The following is an 11,636-nucleotide window of genomic DNA, read 5'->3' as shown; positions in this document are numbered from 1 at the left end:
TCCTTGGACGGCGTACATTGGCTCTTGATCGCGCAGCCTTGGCACGCCGCTGTCGACCAGTAACGGCGCAGCGTCATTCCATGCTCGATGTTGGTGTAGTGATAGGGCAGCAGCTGGCCGGATGGGCAGCGGTAGACGTCCTCATCAGGCAGGTAGGCGAAGTCCTGTTTGCCGAACCGGCCCTCCGCCTTGGCGTTCGACGTCATGGGCTTGGGCAAGGTGACTGCAACGCCAGCCTCTTCGCAGGCTAATATCTCCTCTCCGTCGAAATAGCCACGGTCGGCGACCGCCTCGAGCTTGTGGGCCGTTAGGCCTTCTTGAACTGCCGGCATTCCTAAACCGGCAGTAGCTTGGCCCTTTGGGCCTGTTCAACCTCCCTAGACTTGGCCGCGCCTTCCATGCCCGGATGGCGCGGCCTTTTTTATATTGGCCAATGCCGGACTCCTGCAGGCGCCCTCCTAGAACTGATCCAGCACGCGGCTGTACGCCGAATGGTGCGGTTCTTCACCTTCACCCACTCGCAGATGCGAGGCCCGGTAATGTATAATAGCTCATCGCAGGCGGGGAAGATTGGGAGATCGAGAAGATTGGGAGATCGATGTGAAGTTAGTGACGATTTCTACCCTAATCTCTGCGATAGCTGGGACTGCCGCCGCACAAACACCAGAGTTTCGTATGCCCAGAGTGGCGGCCTAGTGGTCGTTTTCCCTGGCCAGGGAGGGCTGGGTACTGGGCCCGCTGTTTTCGCATCGGTTGATCTAGTTTGCGGCGGCACGACTTACACAGTCAGCACCGGGAACAGTAATAAAGGCGCCGAATGCCAGGCAGGCGGCAACGGCAACAATGCCTTATGCGACGATGGTCAAGGGAATAAGGCGGAGGTCAATTGTTCTTCGGGGTGCAAAAGTGCCGCCGGGTCTGGCAGCTGCAAGGTAAAACAATAAGCAGCTCAGAACTGGGTCCACCACCCGCGAGTAGGCGGGGCGCGTCCGAGACCGCGGAGGCTCTGGAGTATCGCCAAACAAGCAAGCTTGCGCTGAATGCGAGCAGGCGCATGGCGAGCTAGGGCGGGGGAGGAACATGGGCGCAAAAAGGCAGCTTATGGATTTCTGATTCAATAGTGTTCTCCTGCAGATGGTCTGGCAGCGAGCGCAATTCGCATTTTAGGAGAAGGCAACCATCCACAAGGAACTCTCTCCCTGCGAGAGACGTCTCTTGCGAACCAGCGAGCCGCCCAGCAAGAGTTAAGGAATTCGGTTGACCGGCGCCACGACTGCCCCCAGCCCCAGGCGCGGATGAACGAACCGAGGCCCAGAGGGTTCGCCCCCTTTGCGGCCTCGTTACTTTTTGGGGCTCGATTTCGGGAGAGACCGGAAGTTTTGAGCCGGGCGCTACGCCCACGCTTTTTGGACCCTAAGCTGACAACGCACAGCAGAGCCGCCATGTCGCCGGTCTGTGGAAGGCCCGACATTGTAGGATGGTGGCCTTCACGCCCGATCTCGCCCCTAGGCCGAGGCCGAGGATTGCTGCGATTGCAAACACGTCAGGTACTCGGCCATATCCGACGTAGCGCAGCAGTGATATCTTTATCGAGAGCGGGCGCTTTCTCCCGCACGGTCCGAAGTTCGGCCCCCGGAAGTAACCCTAAGGTTCTCGAGGCGGTCCCGATGCCTACGAATCGTCGCAACTTGTTGTTGGCGGGATGCTGCGCCGCCTCCGCTCCGCTGCTTTGGGGCATTACCACTCGGCTCAGGGCCGAAGAGCGCGATCCGCCGCCAGAGACCACTACGCTGCGCCTCGCGAAGAGCCCAAGCCTTTGCATCGCGCCTGTCTACGTCGTCAGAGACCTGCTGAACGCCGAGGGGTTCACAAACGTCGTTCACGTCGAAACCGGGTTCGTAGGTAACGGCTCTGCACAGGACAACGCGATCTGGAGAAGCAGCGATGTCGACTTCAACCTGAATTTCTCTGGGCCGCTCCTTCTTGAGATCGATAGAGGCCTGAGCACTACCGTTCTGGCCGGGATTCACGTCGGCTGCTTCGAGCTCTTCGCCCGGGAGGGCATACGCAGCGTCGCCGACCTGAAGGGTCGAACCGTCGGCGTCCAATCGCTCGAGTCGCCCCCGCATGTATTCCTGAGCGCGATGGCGACGCTTGTGGGGCTCGATCCCGCCAAGGACATCGAGTGGGTGACGAGCGCGAAGGTCAAGCCGATCGAATTGTTTGCAGACGGCAAGATCGACGCCTTCCTCGGATTTCCGCCAGAACCTCAACGTTTGCGCGCGCAGAACCTCGGGCGCGTTATCGTCAACAGCGCACAGGATCGGCCATGGTCGCAATATTTTTGCTGTATGCTGGCGGGCAATCGCGAATTCGTTCGAAGAAATCCTGTTGCCACCAAGCGCGTGGTGCGCGCCATGCTTCGAGCCACGGACTTATGCGTGAGCGAACCGACCGTCGTTGCGAAGCGTATGGTGGATGGGGGTTTCGCGCCTCGCCTGGACTACGCGGTCCAGACCCTTGCGGACGTGCCGTACAACCGCTGGCGCGAGTACGATCCTGAGGACACAATCCGCTTTTACGCACTTCGTCTTCGCGAAGCTGGAATGATCAAGTCAAGCCCTGCGAAACTCATCGCGGATGGAGCTGACTGGCGGTTCCTCAACGCGGTGCGACGTGAATTGGGAGGCTGATCAACTACAGCGCTTTCGAGGAGGTCCCGATGCATACAAACCGTCGCGACTTGCTGCTGGCTGGGGCCTGCGCAGCTTCTGCAGCCCTGTTTGGGAGCGTCTCAGCTCGACTGAGGGCCGAAGAGTCCAATCCGCCGCCGGAGACTCCTACAATTCGGCTTGCGAAGAACCCAAGCATTTGTATCGCACCTCAGTACGTGGTCAGCGATCTATTGAATGCCGAGGGGTTTACAAATGTGGTTTACGTCGACTCCGACGCTGGCGTAGAGCAAACCAGAGCAATCGCGAGGGGCGACATCGACTTCACCCTGCATTTCTCTGGCCCACTTCTGCTCGAGATCGATCGAGGTGCGAGCATTACTATTGTGGCCGGAGTTCATGTCGGCTGCTTCGAGCTGTTCGCCAAGGAGGGCATACGTAGCGTTGCCGATCTGAAGGGGCGAACCGTCGGCCAGCAGGGGCTTGGCAGTAGCCCGCACGTTTTCATCAGTGCGATGGCGGCGCTTGTCGGACTTGATCCAGCCAAGGATATCGAGTGGGTGACGAGTGCATCGGTCAAGCCGATCGAGTTGTTTGCTGAGGGTAAGATTGACGCGTTCCTTGGATTCCCTCCGGAACCACAGCGCCTGCGTGCGCAGAATATCGGTCATGTCATCGTTAACAGTGCGCAAGATCGCCCATGGTCACAATATTATTGCTGCATGTTGGCGGGGACTCGTGAATTCGTCCGGAAGAATCCCATTGCGACCAAACGTGTAGTTCGCGCCATGCTCCGAGCTACGGATTTGTGCGTCAGCTCGCCAGCCCTTGTTGCGCGGCGGATGGTGGACGGGGGGTTCACGCCTCGTCAGGACTATGCGGCTCAGACGCTTGCGGATGTGCCGTACAACCGCTGGCGCGAATACGATCCCGAGGACACTATCCGCTTTTACGCGCTTCGTCTGCGCGAAGCGAAGATGCTGAAATCGAATCCAGCCAAAATTATCGCGGATGCAGCCGACTGGCGGTTTCTCAAAGAGGTTCGTCGTGAACTTGGAAGCTGATTCGGCGTCGTTCCTTGGCCAGCGTCCGCTCTCTGCAAGATCGCGAGGAAGTGGAGATGGCGCGTCGATAAACGACGTTCTTCTCGGTTTTTCACTACGACCCTCATTGCGCACANAATTGCTGATGGCGTTCTTCGCCATCGAGGTCTTCTTGGTCTCGGTTGGGGTAATCGGCCTCCTCTCGCTGCGCGAGGCGGATCAGCGGGCGAACCAAGTCGTTGGTCTGCAGCAGAAGATCGAGGCATATCGGCAGATGCAGCACAATACGCTCCGGCAGCTTTATGGCGTGTCGACAGCGCTCGCCTTTCCAAATGAAACGACGTTAGCAGTTGTGCTGCGGCAGATCAATCAGTTTGGGTATGACCTTGATCGCGTCTCGTTCGTCGCAAAGGACGAGGTGGCGTTGCTCAACCAAGTGCGAGAAGAATATGCGCGCTTCATAGCCGTCGTTTCAAACATCGCGGAGCTCATCCGCGGTGGACGAGCGGCTGAGGCCAAACAGAGAGAACTCGCGGAGCTCGGACCCCTCGCGGACAAGCTCGAACGACTGACTAATCAATTGGTCAATCGGGCTGAAGCAGACATGGTGGCCGGCATAGATGCGAGCCGACAAACCTACACCAAATCACAGATGCTCGTCACTGTGGTCGCTCTCGCAAGTTTTGTCCTTACGCTGGTCTTAGGACATGCGATCTCCCGCTCGGTGATCGAGCCAGTACGCATTATTCACGACGGCTTGAATCGGATAGCCGCTGGCGATTTTGCCCAGCGCATAGAGGTGCCCAATCGGGACGAGCTCGGGGAGCTTGCGGCGCACGTTAATTCGACCTGCGACGAGCTGCAGCAGCTCTACCGGAGCCTTGAGGAGGCGAGCCGACACAAATCGCAGTTCCTCGCAAACATGAGTCATGAATTGCGGACACCCTTGAACGCGGTACTCGGCTTTTCGGAGCTCATGCTGGACGGCATATACGGCGATCCGCCAGAGAAGATGCGCCCCGCCATCGAAAGGATCCAACGGAACGGCAGACATCTGCTCGGGCTCATCAACGACGTCCTCGACCTCTCCAAGATTGAGGCCGGACAGCTTCGGCTTTCGCTGGCCGACTATTCGGTGGAGGAGCTGGTAAATGTTGTCCATACCTCCGTTGAGTCGCTCGCCGCAGACAAGAACCTGAGTTTGAGAATTGCCGTTCCCGCTGGCTTGCCGCCCGCGCGAGGAGACGAACGCAGGCTCGCTCAGGCCCTGTTCAATCTCGTTGGTAACGCGATCAAATTCACAGACCGGGGAGAGGTCCGAATAGAAGTGGAGGCGAAGGCAGATTCCTATGTCTTTTCTGTTCAGGACACAGGACCTGGCATCGACGAGGTGGACCAAGCCAGAATCTTCCAGGAATTCCAGCAGGTGGATAACTCGATCACCAAGACGAAGGGAGGCGCGGGGTTGGGCCTCGCGATCGTAAAGCGCATTGTGGAAATGCATGGCGGACGAATCTGGATCCAATCTCGCGTCGGCCAGGGCGCTCGGTTCTCTTTCCTGGTGCCGGCCCGCCTTGAGCAGCAGGCGGTGTAGGCATGAGCAAGCGCGTACTTGTCGTCGAAGACCAGGAGGACAATCGGCAGATTCTGCGCGATCTGCTTGCAAGCGTCGGTTATGAAATGATCGAGGCGCACGACGGCGAAGAAGCGCTCATGGCGGCGCGAACCCATAGCCCGGACCTGATCCTGATGGACATCCAACTGCCTCTTCTCGACGGATACGAGGCGACACGTCGCATAAAAGCGCAGCCGGATCTGCGCGATATTCCAATCATTGTCGTCACCTCCTATGCGCTTAGCGGCGACGAGGAAAAGGCACGCGCTGCTGGCTGCGATGCCTACGTCGCTAAACCCTACAGCGCACGAAAGCTACTTGAGACGATCCATCGATACCTGCCATGAGGGTCCCGTGCGTGCTGATGTGGAGCGGAGATGCATGTCCCACCCCGAATCTTGATCGTGGATGACAATGAAACGAATCGCTGCCTTCTTACCGCGCGCCTCGGTGCCGAGGGTTATCAGATCGTGGAGGCTGAAAACGGCGAGAGGGCGCTCGCGGTCGTGCATGAAGTAGAGCCAGACGTTGTCCTCCTCGACGTCATGATGCCGAAGATCGATGGCTTTGAGGTCTGCCGGCGATTGAAGATCGATACGACGCTGGGATTTGTTCCAATCATCATCGTGACGGCGCGGACCGAATCAGAGGATGTCGTCGCGGGACTCAACGCGGGTGCTGACGAGTATCTGACCAAGCCGATCGACCATGCAGCCCTCGTTGCGCGTGTGCGCTCCATGCTCCGAATTAAAGAGTTGCATGATCGAGCTGAAGCCCAGGCTGTCGAGCTCGCCGAGTGGAATAGAAGGCTTGAGCAGCGTGTTGAGGAGCAAGTTGTGCAAATTGAACGGGTCAGCCGTTTGAAGCGGTTTCTGTCGCCGCAAATAGCGGAGTTGATTCTTTCTTCATCGACATATGAGCCTTTGGCGAGCCACCGCAGACAGGTAACGATAGTCTTCGGTGACCTTCGCGGTTTCACAGCGTTCGCAGAGACTGCTGAACCCGAAGAGGTGATGGCGGTGATGCAAGAATATCATGCCGCCTTAGGCTCCCTCGTGCACCAGTTTGAAGGCACATTGGAGAGGTTCCTGGGCGACGGAATCATGGTGATTTTTGGCGATCCGATACCTTGTGCAGATCCATGCAACCGAGCTGTCCAAATGGCGGTCGCGATGCGAAGCCGCCTATTGGAATTGTCGAATAAGTGGCGGCGTGAAAGACATGACCTTGGTTTTGGAGTCGGCATTGCGTATGGATATGCGACACTCGGCGCCATCGGTTTTGAGGGACGTTCTGAGTACAGCGCGATCGGTACCGTGGTGAATCTAGCTGCCCGTCTTTGCGCGGAGGCGCGCGACGGTCAGATTCTCGTTGATGGTAGGGTGCGGGAGGCGCTTGACGCGAGGGCGACCGCGGAGCTCGTGGGTGAACTGACGCTCAAGGGGTTGCGTCGTCCGATAGCGGCATACAACGTCGTTGAGATGACTTAGTCCCTTCGAAGCGCCCGGCTAGAGGTCCGGCTCGTCCAGGGGAGGTCGCATGCGAGGGCTTGGCGCAATACTCTTTCTCGCGGTTTCACTGGCCACTTTATGCGCGGCCGTGGCGGCGGAGCGCGAGCTGATTCTTGGGCAGACGATGCCCTATAGCGGTACGGCGTCGGCGCTGAGCGCTGTCGGCAAGATCCAGATCCGCTATGTCCAGATGATCAACGAACGTGGCGGAATCAATGGCCGCAAGATCAAGCTGATCTCGCTCGACGATGGCTATAGACCGCCAAAGGCCGTGGAACAGACGCGAAGGCTGGTCGAGAATGATGAGGCCGTTGCGATCTTCGGCAGCATGCGGACCGCGCAGAACGCGGCGGTCCAGAAATATCTGAATGGCCGGAAGGTACCTCAGCTCTTTGTCTTCGCCGCCAGCGACCGTTTTGCCGACCCGAAGACCAGCCCATACACCATCTCGGGAATGACCCTGTTCAGCACCGAGGCGGCGATTTACGCGCGGCTCGTTTCCGAAACCATTCCGCGGGCACACGTTGCGGTGCTCTACCAGAATGATGACCACGGACGCGAATATCTTCGCAGCTTCAAGGCCGAACTGGCGCGGCTCGACCCGCAGGCGGAGATCGTTGCTATCGCGCCCTACGAGGTGGCGTCGCCGACCGTCGATTCACAGGTCGTGAAGCTGGCCAGCAGCAATGCCAATGTCTTCCTGAACGCGTCAACCGGAAAATTCACCTCGCAGGCGATCCGCAAGGCGAGCGAGCTTGGATGGCGCGCCCAGCAGTTCCTGCCGATCGGAAGCAACTTCGTGGCGCGATCCTCAAGCCGGCGGGGCTGGGAAACGCGAAGGGAGCGATTTCGGCCACGCCGACCAAGACCGTGGCCGATCCCGAATGGGTCAACGACCCTGCCTATCTGGAGTGGCTGGCCTTCATGAAAAAATACTAGCCCGAAGGAGACATTGAGGATCAGCTCAACTTCACCGGTTGGAACGTCGCCGTTCTTATGACCAAGGTGATCGAAGCGTGTGGCGATGACCTTACGCCGCAGAACATCATGAAACACGCCACGTCCCTGAAGAACGTAACGCTACCGGGCCTGTTTCCGGGCATCACCGTCAACACGAGCCCGGACGACTACCGCCTGATCAAATCGCTCCGGCCACAACGCTTCGACGGCGAGCGCTGGGTGCCACTTTCCGGTACCATGGCAGCCAGATAAGCGGGCGCGATCGGTCGCCGGCGCGGCATGCCGTCAGCTCGCGCCGCGCCTGAGTTCCTCGGTCGCGCGCCGCAGGACGTCATGAAGCCATTCGTGGGACGGCTCGTTCTCGACACGCTCGTGCCACAGTAGCCGGACCTCGACGGGTGTCGTGGTGTAAGGCAGCTCGCAGGTCGTGATTGCATGGGTTTGCTCGAGCATTCTCGCCAATGGACGCGGAACGATAGCCGCCAGCTCGGTATCCGCCAGCAGGGCGGGCAGCGCAAGAAAATGCGGCAGGGAGACTGCGATACGCGGCGGCCGGTCGCTATTGGCGAGCGCCCGCTCGAGCGCGGCGCGGTCGTACATTTCCGAGCGCCTGGCGAGACCTCGCTCGGAGATGAAACCGCCGATCGCGCCCTCCTGCTCGCCGCCAAAGGAGACGACGACCAGCGGCAGCTCCGCCAGCTTCGCCTTGTCCAGCTGGCCGAGTTCGCGCTTTCCGCCAACGACGAGCACGTCGTCATATTCGAACAACAGGGCGGAGCGGAAGCGGTTCGGCGGCGCCGAGAAGACGCCGATAGCGACGTCGATGCGGCCAAGGTCGATCTGCTCGGCGAGGTCGATTCGCGTCACCGGCTTAATCATCAGGTCGATCGTGGGAGCCTCACGCCCGAGTATCTTCAGAAGCGGAGAAGCCAGCACCATCGTGGTGAAGTCGTTGGCGGCTAGCGTGAACTGCTTGGTGGAGTTCTCCGGGACGAAGGTCGGCAGTTCGACCGCGGCCTCGAGTGATCGTAGGGCGTCGCGAACCGGCGGCCCTATCGTCAGCGCGCGTGCCGTCGGCTGCATGCCCGTCGCTGTACGCACGAACAGCTCATCCTCCAGCATCTCGCGAAGCCGGGCAAGCGAGTGGCTCACGGCGGACTGGCTCAGTGCGACCTTCTGGCTGGCCCGCAGCACGCTACGTTCCTCCATGACGGCATCGAAGACCTTGAGCAGGTTCAAATCCAACGTCTTGAACGAAACAGACACGAAAGGAATCTCCTCGGTCACTGGCGGATCGGCCCCGATAAGTTGCTTCTATCCTGTCCAATTATGGCCAGGGGCGCCGCGGACGCAACCGAATGGATGCCGAAGAACGTGCTGTGTTGCTATCGGCGGCTGCGATCTGAAAGTGGTTCAGGATTACTCTGCGAGAGTTTCACTTCCGTAACACGGCCGTTCGGTCATGATTGCCTCTGCCGGGTTGGGAGGAGAGGCACGATGAAATCCTGGGTGAGGTGGCCCCGAGGTGACTGGCGCGAATCATTCGGATTGGCGCTGACGCTCATAACGGTGACGACGTCGGCGACTGCGGAAGGCGGTGCCGTCAAGCTCGGCGTCCTGACGGATATGTCTTCGCTCTACGCGGACAATGGTGGCCAGGGCTCGGTCATGGCGGCGCAGATGGCGGTGGACGACTTCAAAGGAAAGGTGCTCGGACGCGCCGTCCAGATCATTGCGGGAGATCACCAGAACAAGGCTGACATCGGCTCCGTGATAGCCAGGCGATGGCTGGAGAATGAAAGTGTTGAGGCTATCCTCGACGTGCCGAACTCTGCCGTCGCTCTCGCAGTGCAGGGCATCACGCGAGACAGGAAGAAGCTCTTCCTCGCCACCGGCGCCGCCACCTCTCGCCTTACCGGCGACGAATGCTCATTGACCGGAATCCATTGGACATATGACACCTACGCGCTGTCGCAGGGAACGACCAAGGCAATCTCACGTCTCGGCGCAAAAACCTGGTTTTTCCTTTCAGCCGACTACTCCCTCGGCTCGCAACTTGAGGCCGACAGCCGCAAGGTCATCGACGCCACCGGTGGTAAGGTCGTCGGCGCCGTGAAACATCCGATCAATACACCGGATTTCTCCTCGTTCCTGCTGCAGGCGCAATCCTCGAAGGCGGACGTGATCGCGCTCGCCGATGCCGGCGGCGATTTCATCAACGCGGTGAAACAGGCTGGCGAATTCGGAGTTACGCGCGGGCAGAAGCTTGCCGGCCTGATCGTCTTTATTGCCGACATTCACGGCCTCGGACTGCAGAGCGCCCAAGGTCTGATGCTGAGTTCGGCGTTCTATTAGGACCTCAACGACGGGACCCGCGCATGGTCGAAGCGCTTCATCGAGAAGACCCAAAAGGTTCCCACCATGATCCATGCCGGCACCTATGGTGCGGTCATGCACTACCTCAAGGCGGCTGAAGCTGCGGGTACGCTGGATGGTCCGACCGTCGCCGCCAAGATGCGTGAAATGCCTGTGAACGATTTCATGACGAAGAACGGCCGGATCCGGGAGGACGGTCGGCTGATGCGCGATATGTATCTGTTCCGTGTCAAGTCTCCGGAGGAGTCCAAGTACAGGTTCGATTACTACGAGCTGCTCGCGACAATTCCTGGGGAAGAAGCCTTCAAACCGATGGAGGAAGGAGGATGTCCGCTCTCGAAGAAGCCGTGATCGGCGAGCACGCGGCGAACAGCCTCGCGCAGAACCGGATCGACGAGATCATCGCCGGCCGCTTCGCCTGCCGTGAATTCTCCGATGATCCTATCCCGCGACGGACCATCGAGCAGATCCTCCGCATCGCGCGGTTCGCGCCGAGCGGAGCGAATATCCAGCCGTGGTACGTTTACGTGCTCGCCGGCGCGGCCAAGGACCGCGTATCGGCGGCGCTGCTGGAGGCGCACGAGACGTGCCGCGACGATCACTTGTCCGAATACAGGTACTACGCCAGCGATTTGCCCGTGCCATACCTGAATCGCCGGCAGGAGTTCGGACAGCTGTTCTACGGCTCGCTCGGAATCGCTCAAGGCGACGTCGAAGCCCGCAGCAGGCAAACCGCGAAGAACTATGCATTCTTCGGCGCCCCGGTGGGATTGATCGTCACCATCGACCGCCGTCTGGAAGTCGGAAGCTGGCTCGATCTCGGGATGTTCATTCAGAACGTGCTGCTGGCCGCGGCCGGGCGTGGGCTTCAGTCCTGCCCGCAGGAGACGTTCTCTAGATATCACCGGATCCTGCGCCCGCTGCTGTCGATCCCCGCCGAGCAGATCGTGGTGTGCGGCATCTCGATCGGGAACGCCAAGGTTGCGATGACGGAGAGATTGATGCCGCGGGCGGACGTCGATGAGTTCGCCTCGTTCGCGGGATTCGAAACATAGAGCCCAATCGAGAAGAGTAAGGAGACGACTATGGGAAGCCGAGAAGAACTGATTCAGCGCAGCATTCCGTTCCTCCGGGAAGTCAAGGATATGACGCCTGGCGCCGAGATGGAGCGTTGGCTCAACGAGAAATATGGAGAGGAGAGCGCGCTCTATCAGGACTTGGCTCGCTTGATCAAGATCGGGGTCGAAGAAGGCTGGGCAGCGAACCAGGAGGTGGACGGTCCGAACTACCGGCGGAGCCGCATCCTCGAACCAATGCCCGAAACGTTTCAGTTCAGCATCACGGCCGTCTACATGAACAGCGCCGATCCGCGCCGTTTCAAGGACGAGGACGAGCATGACGTGTTGCGCGGGCAGTATCACGGCCATCCCTATGGCGAGCTCAATCTTGTGGTGCCCTT

Annotated in this window: 10 protein-coding genes and 2 pseudogenes; 10 read left to right on the top strand and 2 right to left on the bottom strand. The window is 59.6% G+C overall.

The window, feature by feature from the left end:
- A pseudogene (locus YY7_RS0147635) lies at positions 1-290 on the bottom strand (IS5/IS1182 family transposase); the annotation flags it as partial.
- A gap of 1,377 nt (positions 291-1,667) precedes the next feature.
- Between YY7_RS0147635 and YY7_RS0147630 the strand changes: the two are divergent.
- The 7 genes from YY7_RS0147630 to YY7_RS59725 all read left to right on the top strand — a co-directional run bounded on the left by YY7_RS0147630 (position 1,668) and on the right by YY7_RS59725 (position 8,053).
- The gene (locus YY7_RS0147630; protein WP_080664188.1) at positions 1,668-2,693 is read left to right on the top strand and encodes an ABC transporter substrate-binding protein; all 1,026 of its coding nucleotides are present in this window, start codon (positions 1,668-1,670) and stop codon (positions 2,691-2,693) included.
- A 29-nt stretch (positions 2,694-2,722) separates the two neighbouring features.
- Positions 2,723-3,736 carry an ABC transporter substrate-binding protein gene (locus YY7_RS0147625; protein ID WP_080664187.1) on the top strand — a complete coding sequence of 338 codons (1,014 nt, stop codon included), beginning with the start codon at positions 2,723-2,725 and terminating at the stop codon, positions 3,734-3,736.
- Between the two features lie 124 nt (positions 3,737-3,860).
- A complete protein-coding gene (locus tag YY7_RS57350; RefSeq protein ID WP_028169149.1) occupies positions 3,861-5,309 on the top strand; it encodes a HAMP domain-containing histidine kinase in 1,449 nt (482 codons plus the stop codon).
- Positions 5,310-5,311: 2 nt separating this feature from the next.
- The gene (locus YY7_RS0147615) at positions 5,312-5,677 is read left to right on the top strand and encodes a response regulator (protein WP_028169148.1); all 366 of its coding nucleotides are present in this window, start codon (positions 5,312-5,314) and stop codon (positions 5,675-5,677) included.
- Between the two features lie 30 nt (positions 5,678-5,707).
- On the top strand, positions 5,708-6,820 hold the full coding sequence (locus YY7_RS0147610) for an adenylate/guanylate cyclase domain-containing protein (RefSeq protein ID WP_028169147.1): 1,113 nt from the start codon (positions 5,708-5,710) through the stop codon (positions 6,818-6,820).
- A gap of 49 nt (positions 6,821-6,869) precedes the next feature.
- The gene (locus YY7_RS55765; RefSeq protein WP_080664185.1) at positions 6,870-7,769 is read left to right on the top strand and encodes an ABC transporter substrate-binding protein; all 900 of its coding nucleotides are present in this window, start codon (positions 6,870-6,872) and stop codon (positions 7,767-7,769) included.
- A 68-nt stretch (positions 7,770-7,837) separates the two neighbouring features.
- Positions 7,838-8,053 (top strand): hypothetical protein, encoded by a 216-nt coding sequence (locus tag YY7_RS59725; RefSeq protein WP_051397343.1) that lies wholly within the window; start codon positions 7,838-7,840, stop codon positions 8,051-8,053.
- A gap of 33 nt (positions 8,054-8,086) precedes the next feature.
- On the opposite strand, the gene YY7_RS55760 is transcribed toward YY7_RS59725, so the two are convergent.
- On the bottom strand, positions 8,087-9,067 hold the full coding sequence (locus tag YY7_RS55760; RefSeq protein WP_051397346.1) for a LysR family transcriptional regulator: 981 nt from the start codon (positions 9,065-9,067) through the stop codon (positions 8,087-8,089).
- A gap of 231 nt (positions 9,068-9,298) precedes the next feature.
- Between YY7_RS55760 and YY7_RS55755 the strand changes: the two are divergent.
- The 3 genes and pseudogenes from YY7_RS55755 to YY7_RS0147585 all read left to right on the top strand — a co-directional run.
- Positions 9,299-10,528: pseudogene (locus YY7_RS55755) on the top strand (ABC transporter substrate-binding protein).
- Entirely contained in the window at positions 10,504-11,232 is a 729-nt protein-coding gene (locus YY7_RS0147590) for a nitroreductase (protein ID WP_245287690.1), read from the top strand. Before YY7_RS55755 ends, YY7_RS0147590 begins: the two are co-directional and overlap by 25 nt.
- A 30-nt stretch (positions 11,233-11,262) precedes the next feature.
- Positions 11,263-11,636, top strand: a 374-nt coding sequence (locus tag YY7_RS0147585; protein WP_028167778.1) for a DUF4863 family protein, incomplete at its 3' end; no start/stop codon positions are given.

This window comes from Bradyrhizobium elkanii WSM2783, from assembly GCF_000472865.1.
In the GTDB taxonomy this organism is placed as follows: Bacteria; Pseudomonadota; Alphaproteobacteria; order Rhizobiales; family Xanthobacteraceae; genus Bradyrhizobium; species Bradyrhizobium elkanii_A.
Note: the sequence above shows the minus strand (reverse complement) of the source record. Positions and strands in the feature narration are given on the sequence as shown.